This window comes from Stenotrophomonas sp. YJH_SMC_54, from assembly GCF_059368435.1.
This window is the reverse complement of the sequence record NZ_JCAFRS010000002.1, coordinates 236,113-257,077: the sequence shown is the minus strand read 5'-3', so window position 1 is coordinate 257,077 and position 20,965 is coordinate 236,113. Positions and strand designations below refer to the sequence as shown.

The following is a 20,965-nucleotide window of genomic DNA, read 5'->3' as shown; positions in this document are numbered from 1 at the left end:
CGGCGCTACCATGGTACGAACTTCCGTGGGTGTTTCGTGCATGCGTCTGTTGGTGATCGAGGACAACCGCCAGCTGGTGGCCAACCTGTTCGACTATTTCGAGTCGCGCGGGCACGTGCTCGACGTGGCGCCGGATGGCATCACCGGACTGCACCTGGCCGGGAGCCATCCGTATGACGCCGTCATCCTGGACTGGATGCTGCCGCGCATGGAGGGCCCGGAGGTGCTGCGCCGGCTGCGCGCCGAGCATGCATCGGAAGTGCCGGTGATCATGCTGACCGCGCGTGACGAGCTGCCGGACAAGATTGCCGGCTTCCGCGCCGGTGCCGACGACTACCTGACCAAGCCGTTCGCACTCCCGGAGCTGGAGGTGCGGCTGGAAGCGCTGCTGCTGCGTGCGCAGGGCCGCAACCCGCGCAAGCGCCTGCAGGTGGGCGATCTGGTGCTGGATCTGGCCACCCTGGAAGCCCAGCGCGGCACCCAGGTGCTGCACCTGTACCCGGCCTGCCGCAAGCTGCTGGAAGTGCTCATGCGCGCCAGCCCCGGCGCGGTGACCCGCCAGCAGCTGGAATTCGCTCTGTGGGGCGACGAACCGCCGGATGGCGACCTGCTGCGTTCGCATGTCTACGAGCTGCGCCGCAGTGTGGACGGACCGTTCGCCGAGAAACTGATCCATACCCTGCCGCGGGTGGGTTACCGCTTGGCCGTGACCACGCCCAGCGATGCCGGCAAGGATGATGATGAAGGCGAGTAAGCCGGGGCCGTTGTACCGGCGCGTGGTGTGGTGGTTGCTGGGCTATCTGGCGCTGCTGTCGATCGCGGTGTTCAGCGTCGGCAACTACGTGCATGAACATGCGGAGCACGCTGCCTGGCGCGCGCTGCTCAATTCCGAACTGGACAGCATCGTCGAGCACACCGAGCACGAGCCGCACTATCGCTGGCAGGACTCGGACACGCTCAGCCTGTTCCGCTTCGATGAAGGCAACATGCCGGAAAGCGTGCGCATGCTGCACCCGGGGCTGCATGACGGGGTGCCGATCAACGGGCGGCAGACTGCGGTGATGGTGCGTGACACCGGCTCGATGGGGCGGGTGGCGCTGGCGCTGGACATTTCCGACTTCCATGACCTGGAACAGTTCGCCACGCGCTGGGTGATGCTGGCCGGGGTGATCATGATCTTCGTCACCGTGCTGATGGCGTCGTTCGGCATGGAACGCATGGTGCGCCCGTTGAGCCTGCTGGCGCAGCACATCGCCGCGCTGCGGCCGGGTGTCCAGGGCCAGCGCATCGAGGTCGACCCGCGCGGCAGCTCCGAGCTGCACACCATTGCCGATGCACTGAACGACTATCTGGACCGCAACGAGCAGTTTGTCGAACGCGAGCGGGTGTTCATCAGCACCGCCAGCCACGAGCTGCGTACGCCGATTGCGGTGATGACCGGTGCCGCAGAGCTGGCACTGGAACAGCCGGGCCTGCCCGAGCGCGCGCGCCAGCAGATGCAACGCGTGCTGCGCACCGCGCAGAGCGTGGAGCAGCTGATCGAACTGCTGCTGGTGCTGGCGCGTGACCCGGCGCGCCTGGCCGCGCGCGCCGAGCGCATCGCCCTGGACCAGCTGCTGCCGGAAATCGTCGACGACCATCGCCACCTGCTCGGTGACAAGGACCTGAGCATCGGCATCCAGGCGGCCCCGGTGGATATTGTCGCGCCGCTGGCCGTCGTGCAGGCCGCGATCGGCAACCTGCTGCGCAATGCCATCGAGAACAGCGGGCGTGGCCACATTGAGTTGCGCCTGAGCTCGTCGGCGGTGCTGACCCTGCAGGACCCGGGACATGGCATGAGCCCGGAGGAGATTGCGGCGATCCACGCGCGGATGGCCCGCGGCGAGCGCGCCGACCGTGGCGGCGGCATCGGCCTGGACCTGATCGCCCGGCTCTGCGAGCACCTTGGCTGGACCCTGCAGCTGCAGCCCTGCGAGCCGCGTGGCACGCGCGCCACGCTCGATTTCAGCGCTTCACGTCCGGCCTGAACCGGCCGTCCTGGTAGATGCCAACCTTGGTTGGCATGCTGCCCGTCGACCAAGGTCGACGCCTGCCCACGCAATGTCCGTTCGCATTACCGGCCGTTCGGCCGCGCCACGTGCTGGTCGATCAGGATCACATTGCCGTCGGGATCGGCCAACTGCAGGTAGCCGGTGCCCCGCCCATGAGGGTCGATACGCACCGTCAGTTCAATGCCCTTCGCATCCAGTTCCGCCTGCAGTTCACGCACATCCTGGAAGTGGGGCAGTTCCTGCTTGTGCTGGTCCCAGCCCGGGTTGAAGGTGAGCAGGTTGCCCTCGAACATGCCCTGGAACAGGCCGATGATGACGCCGTTGTTGCGCATCACCAGCCAGTTCTGCGCCGGCTCGCCGCCGGTCACCGAGAAGCCCAGTGCTTCGTAGAAGCTGCGGGAGGCCGCCAGGTCCCTGACCGAGAGGCTGACGGAGAAGGCGCCGAGCTGCATGGGAGTGGCTCCGGGAAAGGGCAGCCGGCACTGCAGCATGACCCGGCGTGAAGACAATGTTAATCTCGGCGTGCGCCGCTTCATGCGGCGCTTTTTTTTCCCGCTCTTTCGATCGACAGAGGATCCCATGCCGACCGAACCCGCTACTGCCCTGATCAGCAACGACATCGTTGGCCTGGGCCTGATTGCCGCCACCCTGGCCCTGATCTTCTGGGCCGCCAGTGGCCCGACCCCGTTGTTGAAGAAGATCTTCGCCTGGGTGCCGGCGCTGCTGCTGTGCTACTTCGTCCCCGCCATCTACAACACCGCCGGTGTCATCGACGGCCACAACACCTCGCTGTACAACCCGGTCGCGCGTGACGTGCTGCTGCCGGCCGCGCTGGTCCTGCTGACCCTGTCGATCGACCTCAAGGGTATTGCCAAGCTCGGCCCGAAACTGCTGATCGTGTTCTGCGCCGGTACCGCCGGCATCATGCTCGGCGCCATCGTCTCGTTCCAGCTGATGAAGCTGATCCACCCCGAAACCGTGGCCGGTGATACCTGGGCCGGCATGGCGGCGCTGGCCGGCAGCTGGATCGGCGGCGGCGCCAACATGGTGGCCATGCGTGAAGTGTTCGGCACCGATGCCACCACCTTCGGCCAGTTCGCAGTGGTCGACGTGGCCTGCGCCAGCCTGTGGATGGCCATCCTGCTGTTCCTGGCCAACCGCGCGCAGCAGATCGATACCCGCAACGGTGCCGATACCCGTGCCATCGACGAGATGAAGGCGCGCATCAGTGCCTACGAGGCGCAGAACGCGCGCATTCCCAGCATGACCGACCTGATGGTGATCGTCGGCGTGGCACTGGGCGGCGTCGGCCTGGCCCATGCCATCGCCGCGCCGCTGGCGGGCTGGTTCAAGACCAATGTCAGCTGGGCCAGCCAGTTCAGCCTGGACAGCCAGTTCGTGTGGGTGATCCTGCTGTCGACAGCGATGGGCCTGGGCCTGAGCTTCACCCGTGCGCGCCGGCTGGAAGCCGCGGGCGCTTCGCGGCTGGGCACGGTGTTCCTGTACTTCCTGATCGCCTGCATCGGCATGCAGATGAACCTGCTGTCGCTGCTGGACCGGCCGTGGCTGTTCCTGCTCGGCGCGATCTGGATGGCCACGCATGTGCTGGTGCTGTGGGTGGTGGCCAAGCTGCTGCGCGCGCCGCTGTTCTTCTTCGCGATCGGTTCGCAGGGCAACATCGGCGCAGCCGCTTCGGCCCCCGTGGTGGCTGCGGCGTTCCATCCGACGCTGGCTCCGGTGGGCGTGCTGCTGGGCACGGTGGGCTACGCCACCGGCACCGGGCTGGCCTATGTCACTGGCCTGATCCTGAAGTGGATGGCCAACGGCTGAGTCCGGGCCGCCCCGGCGTCATGCTTGTGTAGATCCACGCCATGCGTGGATGCACTTCATGGGCCTCCATGAACATGGAAGGGGTCAGATCCGTTTCCCGGAGGAAACGGATCTGACCCCTGATGCATCTCGCCGTCACCGGAAATCTGTCGAAGGTGGGGTGGTGTCGGATGGCGGGGTGTCCGCGGCATGGATGCCGCGGCCAAGCCCCCAGGGATGGGTTTACGGCGTCCCCGCCATCCGACACCACCCCGCCAACCACACAGAAACCCAGAGCCGACGCCTCAGCTGTTGCCGTTGCTCCGGCCTCTGCGGGCGCCGGGCTGCAAGCCCGGCACCCACCCTGGAACCTCAACAGCAGCGACCACCGTTGCGTCCGCCGTAGCGCGCTTCCTGGCGCTCGCGGAAGAACGTCTTGTAATCCATCGGCTCCTGGTCCGGATGCTTTTCCAGCATGTGCCGGACGTAGTTGTCGTAATCAGGAATGCCACAGCACAGTCGGGCGGTCTGCACCAGGCGCCGCCAGATGCGGCGGTGTGCCTGGTACTGGCCGGCGGGAACCAGTTGCGTGCTCATCACAGATCCACCATTTCATGTGGCTTCAGCGCCACGTACGGGGTCTCGCGGTCGCTGCGCTGCGGATTGCGGCGGGCCGCCAGGATGGTCTTGATCGAATACACCAGCACTGCGCCCACCACCAGCAGGAACAGCGCGGTCAGGCCGGTGTTGACGTAGGCGTTGACCACGATCTGCTTCATCTGCGCCACCGATTTGGCCGGTGCCGTGATGGTGTCGCTGGCGAGGGCGGCCTGGAACTTGTGTGCCTGGGCCAGGAAGCCCTGCGCCGGATTGCTGTCGAAGATCTTGATGAAGCCGGCGTAGGTGGTGCAGATCAGCAGCCAGATGGCCGGCACGGCCGTCACCCACGCATAGCGGTCACGCTTCATCTTGAACAGCACCACCGTGCCCAGCATCAGTGCGATACCCGCCAGCATCTGGTTGGAGATGCCGAACAGCGGCCACAGCGTCTGGATGCCACCGAACGGATCGACCACGCCGGTGTAGAGCAGGTAGCCCCACAGCGCCACGCAGCCGGCGGTACCGATGATGTTGGCGGTCCACGATTCGGTCTTCTTCAGGGCCGGCACGAAGTTGCCCAGCAGGTCCTGCAGCATGAAGCGACCGGCACGGGTGCCAGCGTCGACCGCCGTGAGGATGAACAACGCTTCGAACAGGATCGCGAAGTGGTACCAGAACGCCATCATCGCGTCGCTGCCACTGGGAATCGCTTCGTGCAGGATCTGCGCGATGCCCACCGCCAGTGTCGGTGCGCCACCTGCGCGATGCAGGATGGTCGGCTCGCCAATGGCCGCCGCGGTCGCGGTCAGCTGCTCGGGCGTGATGGTGAAGCCCCAGGTGTTGGTGATGTAGTGCGCCGCCGAGGCCGCATCGGCACCGATCACCGCCGCCGGGCTGTTCATCGCGAAGTAGATGCCCGGATCGATGATCGAGGCCGCCACCAGCGCCATCACCGCCACGAACGATTCCATCAGCATGCCGCCGTAGCCGATGTAGCGCATGTGCGCTTCATTGGCCAGCAGCTTCGGCGTGGTGCCGGAGGAAATCAACGCGTGGAAACCGGAGACCGCACCGCAGGCGATGGTGATGAACAGGAACGGGAACATGCCGCCCTTCCACACCGGGCCATCACCACTGGCAGCGAACTGGGTCAGCGCCGGCATCTTCAGTTCCGGCATCACAATCAGGATGCCGACGGCCAGCGCGATGATGGTGCCGATCTTGAGGAAGGTCGACAGGTAATCGCGGGGGGCCAGCAGCAGCCACACCGGCAGCACCGAGGCGACGAAGCCGTAACCGATCAGCATCCAGGTGATCTGGGTGCCGGTGAAGGTGAAGGCCGGGCCCCAGACCGGATCGGCGGCGACCTTGCCGCCGTACCAGATCGCGGCCAGCAGCAGGATCAGGCCGACCACCGAAATCTCGCCGATCCTGCCGGGGCGGATGTAGCGCATGTACACGCCCATCAGGATCGCGATGGGCATCGTCGCGATCACCGTGAACATGCCCCACGGGCTTTCGGCCAACGCCTTGACCACCACCATCGCCAGCACCGCCAGGATGATGATCATGATCAGGAACGCACCGAACAGCGCGATGGTGCCGGGCACCTGGCCCATCTCTTCCCGCACAAGATCGCCCAGGGAGCGGCCGTTGCGGCGGCTGGACAGGAACAGGACCATGAAGTCCTGCACCGCGCCGGCCAGCACCACGCCCACCACCAGCCACAGCAGGCCGGGCAGGTAGCCCATCTGTGCGGCCAGCACCGGTCCCACCAGCGGGCCGGCACCGGCAATGGCTGCGAAATGGTGACCGAACAGCACGTGCTTGTTGGTCGGCACGTAGTCCAGGCCATCGTTGTTGATCACCGCCGGGGTGGCCCGGGTCGGATCCAGCTGCATCACCTTGTTGGCGATGAACAGGCTGTAGAAGCGGTAGGCCACCAGGTACAGCGAAACGGCGGCGACGACGATCCACAGGGCATTGATGTGTTCGCCGCGGCGCAGGGCCACGGTGCCCAGACAGAAGGCGCCGAGCAGGGCGAGTACCGCCCAGCCTATTTTGGAAAACCCTTTCATGAGGTGCTCTCTCCCGGAAAGACAGTCAAAGAGTCCCGCGTGCCCTCGGCAGGGTCAATTGGCACAGGACGAATCGGCGGTAGTACTTTGGTCGTACGCTTGTTGTGCTGACATGCAGCGAACATCAGGGATGGAACAATCGGTTGCGGCGCCGTCCATTGGCGTGCGGCCATGTGGCGTCCATCTTCAGTGGCATCCATCCAACAGGAGTCGCCATGAGCTTTCCCGAACCGGTCCGCGTACTGCGGACCATCCGTGGCATGCCCACCTCCGACGGTGCCGGCGTGCGCCTGACCCGCGTCATCGGCGGCCCGACGCTGCCTGACCTGGACCCGTTCCTGCTGCTCGATGAATTCGGCACCGACCGTGCCGAGGACTACATCGCCGGCTTCCCGGAGCATCCGCATCGCGGTTTCGAGACCGTCACCTACATGCTCGACGGGCGCATGCGGCATCGCGACAACCACGGCAACGAGGGCCTGCTTACCCCGGGCAGCGTGCAGTGGATGACCGCAGGCCGTGGCCTGGTGCATTCGGAAATGCCCGAGCAGGAAAGCGGTCAGATGCGCGGCTTCCAGCTGTGGGTGAACCTGCCGGCGAAAGAGAAGATGACCGAGCCGAAGTACCAGGAGTTCGCGCCCGAGCGCATTCCCGTGGTGCAGCCGGACGCCGGCGTGGAAGTGAAGGTGATCGCCGGCAACGTGGATGGCACGCAGGGCCCGATCGTGCAGCCGGCCACCGATCCGCTGTACCTGGACATCACGCTGGCCCCGGATCGCGCCTGGACCTATGCCTTGCCGGAAGGGCACAACGCCTTCGCGTATGTGTTCGAAGGTGCGGTGACGGTGGGTGAGCAGGACGCGGCGCGCGACGTCGCCCGCCAGGAACTGGCGGTGCTGGGCGGTGGCGAGCAGCTGCATCTGTCGGCCGGCAGCGAGGGTGCGCGGCTGATCCTGGTGGCTGGTCGTCCGTTGCGAGAACCGGTGATGCGCCATGGCCCGTTCGTGATGAACACGCGGCAGGAACTGATGCAGGCCTTCGTCGATTTCCAGGAAGGCAAGTTCTGAGGCGGTGCCGGCCGCTGGCCGGCAACTGCCTGCGGTCACGGCGGATCGAGGTGCCGGCCAGCGGCCGGCACTACCGTCAGGTCGGCTCGCATTGCGGGGATGCTGCAAGGCAGTCATCCCCGCCATCGTCAGTTCCCGGCAGCCACGGCCGACGGGGTCAGGCTCATCCCCTGCGCCAGCTGTTGCAGCGAACCCAGTTCCTGCGCGCTGTCCGGATACAGCGAAATCTGCGCGTAACGCCCTTTGTCGAGCTTGACCACGCTGATGCGGCGCTCGGCATAACCGGGCGGCTGCTGGCCTCCCAGATCGGGCTGGTACCAGTACAGTGATTCACCGCCGAAGCTGCCCTTTTCGTGGCGCAGCGAGCGGTTCAATGGAAGGTTGGGATCGCGTGCACTGAGCATCAGGCTCAGTACCTCGCGGCCATCGCTGGTGCTGGCACGGCAGACCAGGAAATCGGCCTGTGCCTGCTGTTGCCACTGCAGGCCGCTGTTGGCCGGCAATGAAGGACATTCGGTGGGAGCCTGCGCGGCGGCCTGGGCCGCAGCGAACAGCAGGCTCGACAACACTACAGGCGCGAACTTCATGCATCCCCCAAGGTGGTGTGTCGTGGCTCCGTCGGATGGACCGGCGGCCTTGGCATCCCATCCCCGGATGCCCCGCCGGCCGGCATGTGCACGGACGGTCAACTCAACCTTAACGGAACGTGAGCGATCGCACAAATTGCGGTTACAAGCGTAACCATTGCGGCCGAAGGTCGGCCGCAATGGTCCGCACAGGCCTCAGCGGTCGTTGCCGAGCCACTTGTAGATGATGCCGCCGATCGCACCGCCCAGCAGCGGGGCGACCCAGAACAGCCACAGCTGGCTGACCGCCCCGCTGCCGGCGAAGAAGGCCACGGCGGTGGAGCGGGCCGGGTTCACCGAGGTGTTGGTGACCGGGATGCTGATCAGATGGATCAGGGTCAGCGACAGGCCGATCGCCAGCGGCGCGAAGCCAGCCGGTGCCTTGCCGTGGGTGGCGCCCATGATCACGATCAGGAACACGGCGGTCAGCACCACTTCGCACAGGAAGGCCGCCGCCACGCTGTAACCGCCGGGCGACAGCGCACCATAGCCATTGCTGGCGAACGCACCGGCCTGGCTGCCGTCGATGGCGAAGCCGCTGGCCCCCGAGGCGATCTGCAGCAGGATGAAGCCGGCCAACAGGCCACCAGCCACCTGGGCGATGATGTACGGCACCAGGTCCTTGGTCGGGAAGCGGCCACCGGCCCACAGGCCGACGCTGACCGCCGGATTGAAGTGCGCGCCGGAGATATGGCCGAACGCATAGGCGCCGGTCACCACGGTCAGGCCGAAGGCGAGCGCCACGCCGAGGAACCCGATACCCAGCGGATTGCTGTCACCGCCGAACTTGGCGGCCAGCACCGCACTGCCGCAGCCACCCAGAACCAGCCAGAACGTGCCGAGGAATTCGGCGGACAAGCGTTTACCCATGCTCATGTGTTGCACTCCTTTGACGGTCGAAAATGTGATTTATGTCACATTTCAATGATCAGCGGGTGACTGTAGCGTCAACGCCGGGTGCAGGCATACACCTTCGGATGTGTGCAACACGCGATGTTCAGTACTGCGGCAGCGGGATGAATTCCTTGTCGTCGCCCGGAATGGTCCCGAAGCGGCCGGCCTCCCAATCGTGCTTGGCCTGCTCGATGCGTTCCTTCGAGCTGGACACGAAGTTCCACCACAGGTGACGCGGGCCATCCAGCGGCTCGCCACCGAACAGCATCGCCTTCACCGGCGTCTTCGCGCGCAGGCGGCCACGTGCGCCGGCTTCGGGAATCACCAGATGCTGTGCAGGGATGTCCACGCCATCCAGCTGTGCGTCGCCTTCGAGGATGTACAGCGCGCGCTCGCGGTGGCCGTCGTCGATATCGATTTCCGCATCCGGGTCGAGATCGATTGCCACGTTGAGGGTGTCGGCGAACACCTTCACCGGCGATTCCTCGCCATAGGCGCGGCCGGCGATGACGCGCAGCCAGGCACCGTTGCGGCGCTGCTCGGGCAGGGTGGCCGCGGCGTGGTGGTAGAACGCCGGCTCGATCTCTTCATGTGACTTCGGCAGCGCCACCCAGGTCTGCATGCCGTGGATCGGGTTGTCGTGATCGCGGTCCGGCTGCGGCGTGCGCTCGGAATGGGCGATGCCGCGGCCAGCGGTCATCCAGTTGACGTCTCCGGGTCGGATCACCTGGTCCGAACCGAGTGTGTCGCGATGGCCGATGGCGCCCGACCACAGATAGGTGACGGTGGCCAGGCCGATATGCGGATGCGGGCGCACGTCGATGGCCGTGCCGGGATGCATGAGCGCCGGGCCCATCTGGTCGACGAACACGAACGAGCCGATGCTGCGCGCCTGCAGGGTGGGGACGGCGCGACGGACTTCGAGTCCGCCGATGTCGTGCACGCGCGGGGCGATGATGGTGGTCATGCGGGCGTTCTCGCTGGCAGGGATCAGGCGGTCAGCATCGCATGCAGCTGTGACGGGCACATGCCCCGTATGGGTAACAGGGTGTTCCAGCCAACGGCGCAGCCCCTCGTGGCTGTGGGGTTGGTCGCGTAAAGCAAAAGCCGCGCTTGGCCGGGCGGGGTGGGTTCGCGGGGGACGCCGTGAATCCGTCCGTGGAGGCTTGGCCGCGGCATCCATGCCGCGGACACCCCCGCGAATCCCCCCCGCCCGACCTCTGACAGTTTCCGTGTGCGTCCAGCCACGGAGAAGAAAAAAGAAAATCAAAGTCAAAATCAAACGCTGGTTGCTTCGCTCCTGGTGGCGGCCCAGGTAGCCACCCACCCGTTCGTAGTGATCCACACCGGAATCGAGATTCACCGACCGTCACCGGGAAACTGTCAGGGGTGGGGCGGTGTGGGCAGGCAGGACCGTTGGCGCCATGGATGGCGCCATCGAGCCCCCATGGATGGGTTTACGGCGTGTCCTGCCTGCCCACACCGTCCCGCCCAACAAACAGAAAAGCCAGAGCCGGCTGTTGCTCCGGCTCTGGCTTTTGAGGTTGCCGGCCAGCGGCCGGCACTACCGCGGGTGCCGGGCCGCAGGCCCGGCCGATAAACTCAAACCACTGGTTCGCGCAGGGTGGGGTTGTCCCAGCCCGGGCGCGGGGCGAAGCGGTCACCGTGACGCTGCTGCAGTGCCTTCAGCCGCTCGACGATCGCATCGGCACCGACCGCACGGATGTGCTGGATCGGACCACCGCGGAACGGGGCAAAGCCGGTACCGAAGATCACGCCGGCATCCAGCAGGTCCGCATCGGCCACAACGCCTTCGTGCAGGCACGCCACCGCCTCGTTCAACAGCGGCAGGATCAGGCGGTCCTCCAGATCGGCCGGGGCCTGGTAATCGCTGGCCACGTCCGGCTTCTTCGGCTTGCCGTTTTCCCAGGTGTAGATGCCCTGGCCGTCCTTCTTGCCGCGCTTGTCCGGCTCCACCGTCTGCAAGGCTGCTGGAATCTGCAGGCCCAGGAACGGCGCCAGTTCGCGGCCGACGCCGGCGGCCACGTCCAGGCCGACGGTGTCGATCAGTTCGATCGGGCCCATCGGCATGCCGAACTTCACAGCGGCCCTGTCGATCACCGGGCCCGGAATGCCTTCGGCATACGCGGTGGCGGCTTCCAGCATGTACGGGAACAGCACACGGTTGACCAGGAAGCCCGGGCTGCCGGCCACCGGTACCGGGAACTTGCCCAGCGCCTTGCAGAACGCGGCGAGGCGGCGCTCGGTCTCCGGCGCCATGCCGTCGTGGTGGATGATCTCCACCAGTGGCATCTGCGCCACCGGGTTGAAGTAGTGCAGGCCAGCGAACTGCGCCGGGCGCTGGATGTGGTCGCGCAGTTCCACCAGCGGAATCGACGAGGTGTTGGTGGTCAGCAGCGCGTCCAGCTTCATCTTCGGTTCCAGCGTCTGGTACAGCGCACGCTTGGCTTCCGGGTTCTCGATGATCGCTTCGATCACCAGGTCGGCCTCGGCCACGCCGTTGCCTTCCAGGTCGGCACGCAGGCGCGCGGCCACGGCGGGGCGCTTGCTCTCGTCGCGCACCTTCTTGGCGAACAGCGCCTGCGCGCGCTCCATGGCGGGGTCGATGAAGCGCTGCTCGCGGTCCTGGAGAGTCACTTCAAAGCCCTTGTAGGCGGCCCAGGCGGCGATGTCACCGCCCATCACGCCGGCGCCGACCACGTGCACGTGGCGGATGCCGGAATCACCACCACCGAGGCCCTTCAGGCGTTCGGTGAGGAAGAAAATGCGGATCAGGTTGCGCGCGGTCGGGGTGCTGGCCAGCTTCACCACCGCGCGGCGCTCGGCGTCCAGACGCGCCTGGATCGGCTTGCCGCCACTGCGCTGCCAGGTGCTGATCAGCGCGTAGGGCGCCGGATACTGGTCCTTCTTGGCCTTGCGTGCGACCTGCTTGACCATCTGCGGTGCCAGCAGCGTGCGTGCCAGCCAGGTGTTGGTGGCCCAGGCCGTTGCGCGCTGCTTGAACGGGCGCGTGGTGCCGGACAGCGCCAGCGCCACGGCGGTGTCGAGCACCACGGCCGGTGCCACCACCTTGTCGACCAGCCCGATGCCACGCGCGGCCGAGGCCGACAGCGTACGGCCGGTCAGCATCATGTCCATTGCCGCTGGCGCGCCGACCAGCTGCGGCAGGCGCGCGCTGCCGCCCCAGCCCGGGAAGATGCCCAGCTGGGTTTCCGGCAGGCCGATGCGGGTGCTGCTGTCATTGGAGGCCACGCGATAGCGGCAGGCCAGCGCCAGCTCGGTGCCGCCGCCCAGGCAATGGCCGTGGATGGCCGCCACGGTGGGGCAGGGCAGCTCGGCCAGCTTCTGGTAAGTAGCCTGGCCGCGGCGGATGGCGTCGTTGACGGTGCCGCGACGGTCGAACTCCTGGAACTCCTTCAGGTCCGCCCCGGCAATGAAGCCGGCTTTCTTCAGCGACTGGATCACCACGCCCTTGGGCGGGTCCAGTGCAATGCGCTCAAGCAGGTCACCCAGCTCCAGCAGCACATCCTGCGACATGGCATTGACGCTGCTGTCCTGGCGATCCAGGGAGAGGACCACCACGCCGTCGTCGCGGATCTCGGGGTGCCAGTGGCTGAAGCGGAGACCATCGAAGCCTGAGAGCATGGACGTTCCATCCGGTTGTGTATGGAGAAGCGGCTATGATCCAGAGGTTGTTTCCCCCGCGTCAAATCCCAATAGCAGGGGAGTGGCGACCCCGGATCCATGGCCGTGGACCGGAACGCTAACGGAACGGTGGTTAAAAGCTGGTGCGGCGCCGGGTGATCGGCGACTGAACTTTTCCCGGGATTGGCAGTCTCATTGCCCGACGTCGGTTGGGCTGACAGGAGTGCGGCCCCTCATGGCCGAGGTTGATACACCACAGGAGCTGGATCTGGAACTGGTCCGGCGCGTGCAGCACGGCGAGAGCGCCGCGTTCGATGTCCTGGTGCGCAAGTACCAGCATCGCGTGGTGGCCCTTGTCGGCCGCTACATCGCCGACTGGAGCGAATGTCAGGACGTCGCCCAGGACACTTTCATCCGCGCCTATCGCGCGATCGGAAGTTTCCGTGGCGACGCCCAGTTCTCAACCTGGTTGCATCGAATCGCCGTGAATACCGCCAAAAACTACCTGGCTTCACACAATCGACGGCCACCGACCGATGACATCGACATCGGCGATGCCGAACAGTTCGACAGTGGTACGCGCCTGCGCGACACCGACACGCCCGAACGCGAGTTGATGCGCCAGGAGCTGGAACAGACGGTGATGAAGGCCGTCAACGCGCTGCCGGAAGAGCTCCGGTCGGCGATCACCCTGCGCGAGGTGGAAGGCCTGAGCTACGAGGAAATCGCGCAGAAAATGGGGTGCCCGATCGGCACCGTGCGTTCACGGATCTTCCGGGCGCGCGAGGCGATCGACACCGAACTCCGGCCGCTGTTGGACATCGGCAGCGCCACCCGTGAGAAGAGCCGCGTATGACCAGTAACCCGTTCAACGAATCGCAGAACCATCAATCGCCCGCCGGGCAGCGCCTGGACCAGCGCCATCGCGAGCAGCTGTCGGCCCTGGTCGATGGCGAGCTGGGCGCCGATGAAGCGCGCTTCCTGCTGCGGCGGATGGAGCATGACCCCGAACTGGCCGGCTGCCAGGAGCGCTGGCAGCTGCTGGGCGACGTGATGCGTGGGCAGGCGTCGGCACTGGCCCCGGCCGGGTTCAGTTCCGCCGTGGCTGCTGCCATCGCCGCCGAGCCTGCGCCGCAGGCCGAGCCGCGCCGTCAGGTGCGTCGCAGTGGCTGGCGGGCCTGGGGCGGTGGTGCCGCACTGGCCGCTTCAGTGGCAGCGGTGGCGCTGTTCATGGGCGGTGAGAAGCTGAAGGAAGCCACCCCGGGCGAGCCGTTGGCACCTCAGGTGATCGCCAGCCAGGCGGAGCTGCCGACCGTGCCGACCGATCCTGCCCCGGTTACCGAAGCCTCTGCAGACACGGCCGCGATGGCTGTGGCGGCGGCTCCCGCCCTGGCGATGGCCACTGCCGGTCGCCGCCAGGACACCCGCCGCGCCAGTGCTACCCGCAGCCAGCAGGCCGCGCGTGCCGCCCAGCGTGAGGACGTGCCGCAACGCGCGGTGGCTGCTGCGCAGGCGCCGCTGACCCCGACCGTACCCGCCAATGGCAGCCGCAACATGCCGTTTGGCGAGGTCGGTGGGCTGCAGGCGCGGCCGTGGCCGCGTTCCAGCCTGGCGCCTGCCGCCGGCGGCGCGCTCAATGCCAGCTTCCCGGCCCATACCGGTGGCGCCGCGTTCTACCCGTTCGAGCCGCGCCTGCAGGACGACCTGCCGGTGCCGCCGCGCCCGCGCGACTGAGCCGGGCGCTTTCACGCCCCGCCGTCAGCGGGGCCCGTATTCCTCTTTCCATCCGATCCGGAGGTTGCCGTCCGATGACTCCCCGACTCCGCACGCAGGCCATGGGCCTGTTGGCCCTGACCCTGCCGCTGGTGGCCTGCGCGCAGGCACCGGCTCCGGCCGCCCCGACCCAGGCTGCTCCAGCCACCGCGCCAAGGGCACCGGCACAGCCGCTGGTTACCGGCCTGCCTGATTTCACCAACCTTGTTGAACAGGTCGGTCCGGGTGTGGTCAACGTCGACACCACCATCGTCCGCACCAACCGCCAGGCTTCGCGGGGCCCGATGGGCGGTGACGACGACATGCCGGAATTCTTCCGTCGCTTCTTCGGCCCGGACTTCCCGATGCCGGGGCAGGGCCCGGGCGGCCCGGACGGTGGCCCCAGCATCAAGGGCCGCGGCATGGGCTCGGGCTTCATCATTTCGCCCGATGGCTATGTGCTGACCAACTACCACGTGGTGGCCGATGCCAGCGACGTGAAGGTCAAGCTGGGCGACAGCCGTGAGTTCAACGCCAAGGTGGTGGGCAGCGACCAGCAGTACGACGTGGCGCTGCTGAAGATCGATGGCAAGAACCTGCCGACCGTGCGCGTGGGTGATTCCAATACGCTGAAGCCCGGCCAGTGGGTTGTCGCGATCGGCTCGCCGTTCGGTCTCGACCATTCGGTCACCGCCGGTATCGTCAGTGCACTGGGGCGTAGCACGGGTGGCGCCGACCAGCGCTACGTGCCGTTCATCCAGACCGACGTGGCGATCAACCAGGGCAACTCCGGCGGTCCGTTGTTGAACACCCGCGGCGAAGTGGTCGGCATCAACTCGCAGATCTTCTCCGCCTCCGGCGGCTACATGGGCATCAGCTTCGCGATCCCGATCGACCTGGCGATGAGCGCGGTCGAGCAGATCAAAAAGAGTGGCAAGGTCACCCGTGGCCAGCTGGGTGCGGTGGTCGAGCCGATCGATGCGCTGAAGGCGCAGGGCCTGGGCCTGCCCGACAGCCGTGGCGCGCTGGTCAACCAGATCGTCGCCGGCAGTGCCGCAGAGAAGGCCGGTGTGCAGATCGGCGACGTAGTGCGTTCGGTCAACGGCAGCCCGGTCAACAGCTGGTCCGACCTGCCGCCGCTGATCGGTGCGATGGCACCGGGCAGCCGGGTCACGCTGGGGGTGATCCGCGACGGCAAGCCGCGCGACCTCAGCGCCACGCTCACGGCGCTGAGCGAAGACGGTCAGGGCAATGCCCGTGCGGCGTCTGCCGCCAGGCCCGATGCGGCACCGCAGGCCGGCGCCAATGCCCTGCTGGGCCTGGACGTGAGCGACCTGACCGCACCGCAGCGCAAGCAGTTCGGCCTGGATGGCAACGAAGGCGTGCGCATCACCGGAGTCAAGGGCCAGGCGGCGCGTGATGCCGGCCTGTCCCCGGGCATGGTGATCCTGCAGGTCGGCCGTACCCCGGTCGGCAGCGTGGAGAGCCTGAACCGGGCGCTGTCCAGCTACAAGAAGGACGACGTGGTGATGCTGCTGGTGCGCACCGGCAACGGCAACAGCGCCTTCGTGGCGGTCAAGGCCGGCCAGTAAGGCCTGCCGGGGCCGCTTCGGCGGCCCCTGTGTCTCCCCTGAAGCCCCGCCCTGGCGGGGCTTCGGCCTTTCCGGGCGGGGCCCGAGCAGTCCGCTTTCGCGGTGGGGCGCCGGGCATGCGATAATCGACCGTTACCCTGACGACGCCGCGCGCCGCCGCCACCTATGTCTTCTGATTCGATGCGGAACATCCGCAACTTCTCCATCATCGCCCATGTCGACCACGGCAAGTCCACGCTGGCCGACCGCATCATCCAGCTCTGTGGTGGCCTGCAGGCCCGCGAGATGGAAGCGCAGGTGCTCGACTCCAACCCGATCGAGCGCGAGCGCGGCATCACGATCAAGGCGCAGTCGGTGTCGTTGCCGTACCTGGCCAAGGACGGGCAGACCTACCATCTGAACTTCATCGACACCCCCGGCCACGTCGACTTCTCCTATGAAGTCAGCCGCTCGCTGGCCGCCTGCGAAGGCGCGCTGCTGGTGGTCGATGCGGCCCAGGGCGTGGAAGCGCAGTCGGTGGCCAACTGCTACACCGCGGTGGAGCAGGGCCTGGAAGTGGTGCCGGTGATCAACAAGATCGACCTGCCGACCGCCGACATCGAGCGCGCCAAGGCCGAGATCGAGGCCGTGATCGGCATCGACGCCTCCGACGCCGTGCCGGTCAGTGCCAAGACCGGCCTGAACGTGCAGGACGTGCTGGAAGCGATCGTGCATCGCATCCCGCCGCCGACACCGCGCGACACCGAGAAGCTGCAGGCGCTGATCATCGACTCCTGGTTCGACAACTACCTGGGCGTGGTCTCGCTGGTACGCGTGATGCAGGGCGAGATCAAGGCCGGTGACAAGCTGCAGGTGATGTCCACCGGCCGCAACCACCAGGTCGACAACGTCGGCGTGTTCACGCCGAAGCGGAAAGTGCTGCCTGCGCTGCGTGCCGGTGAAGTGGGCTGGGTCACCGCCAGCATCAAGGACGTGCACGGTGCGCCGGTCGGCGACACCCTGACCCTGGCTGGCGACCCGGCACCGAAGCCGCTGCCGGGCTTCCAGGAAATGCAGCCGCGCGTGTTCGCCGGTCTGTTCCCGGTCGATGCCGAAGATTACCCGGACCTGCGCGAAGCGCTGGACAAGCTGCGCCTGAACGATGCCGCGCTGCGTTTCGAGCCGGAAAGCTCCGAGGCGATGGGCTTCGGCTTCCGCTGCGGCTTCCTGGGCATGCTGCACATGGAAATCGTGCAGGAACGCCTGGAGCGCGAGTACAACCTGGACCTGATCAGCACCGCGCCGACGGTGGTGTATGAAGTCCTGAAGACCGATGGCTCGATCATCAACATGGACAACCCGGCCAAGCTGCCGCCGGTGAACCAGGTCGAGGAGATCCGCGAGCCGATCATCCGTGCCAACGTGCTCACTCCCGAGGAGTACATCGGCAACATCATCAAGCTGTGCGAAGAAAAGCGCGGCAGCCAGATCGGCATCAACTACCTGGGCAGCCAGGTGCAGATCAGCTATGAGCTGCCGATGGCCGAGGTAGTGCTGGACTTCTTCGACAAGCTGAAGTCGGTCAGCCGTGGCTACGCCTCGCTGGACTACCACTTCGTGCGCTTCGACGCCGGCCCGTTCGTGCGCGTGGACGTGCTGATCAACGGCGACAAGGTCGACGCACTGTCGCTGATCGTGCACCGCAGCCATGCCGACCGTCGTGGCCGCGAGCTGTGCGAGAAGATGAAGGACCTGATTCCGCGCCAGATGTTCGACGTCGCCATCCAGGCTGCGGTCGGCTCGCAGATCATCGCCCGTACCACGGTCAAGGCCATGCGCAAGAACGTGCTGGCCAAGTGCTATGGTGGCGACGTTTCGCGCAAGAAGAAGCTTCTGGAAAAGCAGAAGGAAGGCAAGAAGCGCATGAAGCAGGTCGGCCGCGTGGAGATCCCGCAGGAAGCGTTCCTGGCCGTGCTGCAGATGGACAACAAGTAATCCCGCACCGGCCCTGCGGGGCCGGTCGTCCGGTGACGTTGCAAAGGACCCTGAATGAAACTGTTTGAGATCCTCCTGGTCGTGCTGACCCTGGCCTCGGGCCTGATCCTGCTTGCGGACAAGCTGTACCTCGCCAAGCGTCGCGCCCAGCGCGCCGGCCTGCTCGATTCCGAGCCGGTGCTGGTGGATTACTCGCGTGCGTTCTTCCCGGTGCTGGCGATCGTGCTGATCGTGCGCAGCTTCATTGCCGAACCGTACAAGATCCCGTCCAGCTCGATGATGCCGAACCTGCTGATCGGCGATTTCATCCTGGTCAACAAGTTCTCCTACGGCCTGCGCCTGCCGATCAGCAACACCAGGATCGTGCCGTTCGGCGAGCCCTCGCGTGGCGACGTGGTGGTATTCCACTTCCCCGGCCACAGCGACAACGACCCGGCCAAGGGCGAGAACTTCATCAAGCGCGTGATCGGCGTGCCGGGTGACACCGTGGTCTTCGAAGGCGACGGCGTGATCCTCAATGGCGAGCCGCTGAAGTACGACAACAAGGGCATCTACGCCGGCCACAAGGGCCAGGGCGAAGGCGCCAACCTGCTGGTCGAGCACCTGCCGGGCCGCACCCACACCGTGCTGGAGACCGACTACCCGCGCGGCCAGGGCCAGTGGACGGTGCCGGCCGGCAAGTACCTGGTGATGGGCGACAACCGCGACAACAGCGACGATGGCCGTTTCTGGGGCCTGCTGCCGGAAGAGAACCTGCGCGGCAAGGCCTTCCTGATCTGGCTGAACTGCCAGGGCTGGTTCTGCAAGGATGGCTTCGAGCCGTCGCGGATCGGCTCGAGCATCAACTGATCGGGCATCAACTGAGTACCTTCACATCCAACGCGTATCTGGGGAGAACGCAATGAAGACGATGAACACGCAGCGCGGCATGACCCTGACCTCGTTCCTGACGGTCCTGATCGTGGTCGGTTTCTTCCTCTACATCGGCATGAAGCTGTTCCCGATGTACCAGGAGTACTACGCCGTGCGCTCGGCGATGAAGAGCCTGGCCAACGAGCCGGGCGTGGGCAGCATGGAGCCGTCGCGGATCCAGGACCTGTTCTTCAAGCGCCTGTACATCAACTACTCGGACAATGTGAAGCCGGCCAACGTGAAGTTCGACCGTCGCGACAATGGCTGGACCCTCAAGGTCAACTACGAAGTGCGTCGCCAGCTGATCGGCAACCTCGATGTGGTTGGCAAATTCGATTCTTCCCAGGACCTGACACGAAGCGGTGCCCAGTAAATTCATCCAACGTGGCGACCTGATCGGTCATGCCTTCAGCGACCCGGCCCTGCTCAAGCAGGCGCTGACGCATCGCAGTGCTGGTGCGCCGCACAACGAGCGCCTGGAGTTCCTCGGCGACAGCATCGTCAACATGATGGCGGCCGAGGCGTTGTACCGACGCTGGCCCAAGGCTGACGAAGGGGCGATGACCCGTGCCCGTGCCGAACTGGTGCGCGAAGGCGCGTTGGCGGTGATCGCGCGCACCCTGCAGTTGGGCGAGCGGCTGACCCTGGGCCCGGGCGAAATGAAGTCCGGCGGTCATCGCCGCGACTCGATCCTGGCCGACGCAGTGGAAGCCGTGGTGGCTGCGATCTACCTGGATGCCGGCTTCGAGGCCTGCCGGGCGGTGGTACTGCCCTGGTTCAGCGCTTCGATCGAAGCGCTGCCGGCCTCCGGCCGTCCCGAGAAGGACCCCAAGACCCGCCTGCAGGAATGGCTGCAGGCCCGACAGAAGGCGTTGCCGCAGTATGAACTGGTGTCAGAATCCGGTGACGACCATGCCAAGCACTTCCGGGTACGCTGCAACGTAGCCGACCCGGCCGCCAGCACCGAGGGCGAAGGCGCCTCGCGGCGGCTTGCCGAACAACAGGCGGCTGCGGCCGTCCTAGAACAACTGGATTCCAAGTGAGCGAACAAACTCCTCATCATTGCGGCAGCGTGGCCGTCATCGGCCGCCCGAACGTGGGCAAGTCGACCCTGACCAATGCCCTGGTCGGTGCGAAGGTCAGCATCGTTTCCAACCGTCCGCAGACCACGCGCCATCGCCTGCTGGGCATCGCCACCTACCCGGAAGGCCAGCTGGTGCTGGTTGATACCCCCGGCCTGCACAAGGTGCAGAAGCGGGCGATGAACCGGGTGATGAACCGTGCCGCGCGCGGCTCGCTGGAGGGCGTCGATGCCGGCCTGCTGGTGATCGAGGCCGGTCGCTGGGATGAAGAAGACAGCCTGGCCTTCAATGTGCTGCGCGATGCCGGCATTCCGGTGGTGCTGGTGGTCAACAAGATCGATCGCCTGAAGGAAAAGGGCGCGCTGCTGCCGTTCCTGCAGCAGGTGACCGAAGGCCGTGATTTCGCTGCCGTGCATCCGATCTCGGCGCAGAAGCGCAATGGCCTGGAAGCGTTGGTGCGCGACGTGCTGAAGCTGCTTCCGGAAGCGCCGCCGATGTTCGGCGAGGACGAGATCACCGACCGCAGCCAGCGTTTCCTGGCCGGCGAGCTGGTACGCGAGCAGCTGATGCGCCAGCTCGGCGAAGAGCTGCCGTACGCCACCACCGTTGAGATCGAGCGCTTCACCGAGGACGGCAACCTGCTGCGCATCGGCGCGGTGATCTGGGTCGAGCGCGAAGGCCAGAAGGCCATCGTGATCGGCAAGGGCGGCGCCCGCCTCAAGGAGATCGGCGCCAAGTCCCGCCTGCAGATGGAGCGTCTGTTCGGGGCCAAGGTGTTCCTTGAGACCTGGGTGCGCGTGCGTGAAGGCTGGTCCGATGACGAGGCCGCGCTGAAGGCCTTCGGTTACGAGTAAGCCGTTGC

Annotated in this window: 19 protein-coding genes; 12 read left to right on the top strand and 7 right to left on the bottom strand. The window is 66.3% G+C overall.

Annotation, left to right across the window (positions count from 1 at the left end; all coding sequences use genetic code 11):
• The first annotated feature begins 40 nt into the window (after nucleotides 1-40).
• A complete protein-coding gene (locus AC5P5S_RS03520) occupies nucleotides 41-754 on the top strand; it encodes a response regulator transcription factor (protein ID WP_005410617.1) in 714 nt (237 codons plus the stop codon).
• Nucleotides 741-2,027, top strand: coding sequence for a sensor histidine kinase (locus AC5P5S_RS03515; RefSeq protein ID WP_005410616.1), 1,287 nt, complete (start codon nucleotides 741-743; stop codon nucleotides 2,025-2,027). Before AC5P5S_RS03520 ends, AC5P5S_RS03515 begins: the two co-directional genes overlap by 14 nt.
• Nucleotides 2,028-2,113: 86 nt before the next feature.
• Here AC5P5S_RS03515 and AC5P5S_RS03510 read toward each other — a convergent pair whose 3' ends face one another.
• Entirely contained in the window at nucleotides 2,114-2,503 is a 390-nt protein-coding gene (locus AC5P5S_RS03510; RefSeq protein WP_062607893.1) for a VOC family protein, read from the bottom strand.
• Between the two features lie 127 nt (nucleotides 2,504-2,630).
• Here AC5P5S_RS03510 and AC5P5S_RS03505 point away from each other — a divergent pair, with 127 nt between their 5' ends.
• Nucleotides 2,631-3,881, top strand: a complete 1,251-nt coding sequence (locus AC5P5S_RS03505) for a DUF819 family protein (RefSeq protein WP_012480981.1) — start codon at nucleotides 2,631-2,633, stop codon at nucleotides 3,879-3,881.
• 351 nt (nucleotides 3,882-4,232) lie between these two features.
• Here AC5P5S_RS03505 and AC5P5S_RS03500 read toward each other — a convergent pair whose 3' ends face one another.
• Both AC5P5S_RS03500 and AC5P5S_RS03495 read right to left on the bottom strand, forming a co-directional pair.
• Nucleotides 4,233-4,457: a YbdD/YjiX family protein gene (locus AC5P5S_RS03500; protein WP_005410613.1), complete on the bottom strand. Its 225-nt coding sequence runs from the start codon at nucleotides 4,455-4,457 to the stop codon at nucleotides 4,233-4,235.
• A complete protein-coding gene (locus AC5P5S_RS03495) occupies nucleotides 4,457-6,538 on the bottom strand; it encodes a carbon starvation CstA family protein (RefSeq protein WP_005410612.1) in 2,082 nt (693 codons plus the stop codon). The genes AC5P5S_RS03500 and AC5P5S_RS03495 overlap by 1 nt, the downstream gene beginning before the upstream one ends.
• 215 nt (nucleotides 6,539-6,753) lie before the next feature.
• On the opposite strand from AC5P5S_RS03495, the gene AC5P5S_RS03490 reads away from it, so the two are divergent.
• Nucleotides 6,754-7,605, top strand: coding sequence for a pirin family protein (locus tag AC5P5S_RS03490; RefSeq protein ID WP_005410611.1), 852 nt, complete (start codon nucleotides 6,754-6,756; stop codon nucleotides 7,603-7,605).
• A gap of 128 nt (nucleotides 7,606-7,733) precedes the next feature.
• On the opposite strand, the gene AC5P5S_RS03485 is transcribed toward AC5P5S_RS03490, so the two are convergent.
• The 4 genes from AC5P5S_RS03485 to AC5P5S_RS03470 form a co-directional block, all read right to left on the bottom strand.
• Entirely contained in the window at nucleotides 7,734-8,192 is a 459-nt protein-coding gene (locus AC5P5S_RS03485) for a hypothetical protein (RefSeq protein WP_005410610.1), read from the bottom strand.
• 195 nt (nucleotides 8,193-8,387) lie between these two features.
• Nucleotides 8,388-9,107: an aquaporin Z gene (aqpZ, locus tag AC5P5S_RS03480; RefSeq protein ID WP_005414195.1), complete on the bottom strand. Its 720-nt coding sequence runs from the start codon at nucleotides 9,105-9,107 to the stop codon at nucleotides 8,388-8,390.
• 121 nt (nucleotides 9,108-9,228) lie between these two features.
• The gene (locus AC5P5S_RS03475; RefSeq protein ID WP_005410608.1) at nucleotides 9,229-10,092 is read right to left on the bottom strand and encodes a pirin family protein; all 864 of its coding nucleotides are present in this window, start codon (nucleotides 10,090-10,092) and stop codon (nucleotides 9,229-9,231) included.
• 635 nt (nucleotides 10,093-10,727) lie between these two features.
• The gene (locus tag AC5P5S_RS03470) at nucleotides 10,728-12,791 is read right to left on the bottom strand and encodes a 3-hydroxyacyl-CoA dehydrogenase NAD-binding domain-containing protein (protein ID WP_024958698.1); all 2,064 of its coding nucleotides are present in this window, start codon (nucleotides 12,789-12,791) and stop codon (nucleotides 10,728-10,730) included.
• Between the two features lie 235 nt (nucleotides 12,792-13,026).
• Here AC5P5S_RS03470 and rpoE point away from each other — a divergent pair, with 235 nt between their 5' ends.
• The 8 genes from rpoE to era all read left to right on the top strand — a co-directional run bounded on the left by rpoE (nucleotide 13,027) and on the right by era (nucleotide 20,957).
• Entirely contained in the window at nucleotides 13,027-13,647 is a 621-nt protein-coding gene (gene rpoE, locus AC5P5S_RS03465) for an RNA polymerase sigma factor RpoE (RefSeq protein ID WP_005414197.1), read from the top strand.
• Nucleotides 13,644-14,525, top strand: coding sequence for a sigma-E factor negative regulatory protein (locus AC5P5S_RS03460; RefSeq protein WP_005414198.1), 882 nt, complete (start codon nucleotides 13,644-13,646; stop codon nucleotides 14,523-14,525). Before rpoE ends, AC5P5S_RS03460 begins: the two co-directional genes overlap by 4 nt.
• Nucleotides 14,526-14,599: 74 nt before the next feature.
• The gene (locus AC5P5S_RS03455; protein WP_005410604.1) at nucleotides 14,600-16,135 is read left to right on the top strand and encodes a DegQ family serine endoprotease; all 1,536 of its coding nucleotides are present in this window, start codon (nucleotides 14,600-14,602) and stop codon (nucleotides 16,133-16,135) included.
• A 180-nt stretch (nucleotides 16,136-16,315) separates the two neighbouring features.
• Complete coding sequence (lepA, locus tag AC5P5S_RS03450) at nucleotides 16,316-18,109, top strand: translation elongation factor 4 (protein WP_005410603.1); 1,794 nt, start codon at nucleotides 16,316-16,318, stop codon at nucleotides 18,107-18,109.
• A 54-nt stretch (nucleotides 18,110-18,163) separates the two neighbouring features.
• Complete coding sequence (gene lepB / locus AC5P5S_RS03445) at nucleotides 18,164-18,958, top strand: signal peptidase I (RefSeq protein ID WP_005410602.1); 795 nt, start codon at nucleotides 18,164-18,166, stop codon at nucleotides 18,956-18,958.
• A gap of 52 nt (nucleotides 18,959-19,010) precedes the next feature.
• Nucleotides 19,011-19,394, top strand: a complete 384-nt coding sequence (locus tag AC5P5S_RS03440; protein WP_005410601.1) for a DUF4845 domain-containing protein — start codon at nucleotides 19,011-19,013, stop codon at nucleotides 19,392-19,394.
• Complete coding sequence (gene rnc, locus AC5P5S_RS03435; protein ID WP_005410600.1) at nucleotides 19,384-20,064, top strand: ribonuclease III; 681 nt, start codon at nucleotides 19,384-19,386, stop codon at nucleotides 20,062-20,064. Before AC5P5S_RS03440 ends, rnc begins: the two co-directional genes overlap by 11 nt.
• Nucleotides 20,061-20,957 (top strand): GTPase Era, encoded by an 897-nt coding sequence (gene era / locus AC5P5S_RS03430; protein WP_005410599.1) that lies wholly within the window; start codon nucleotides 20,061-20,063, stop codon nucleotides 20,955-20,957. The genes rnc and era overlap by 4 nt, the downstream gene beginning before the upstream one ends.
• Nucleotides 20,958-20,965: the final 8 nt, after the last annotated feature.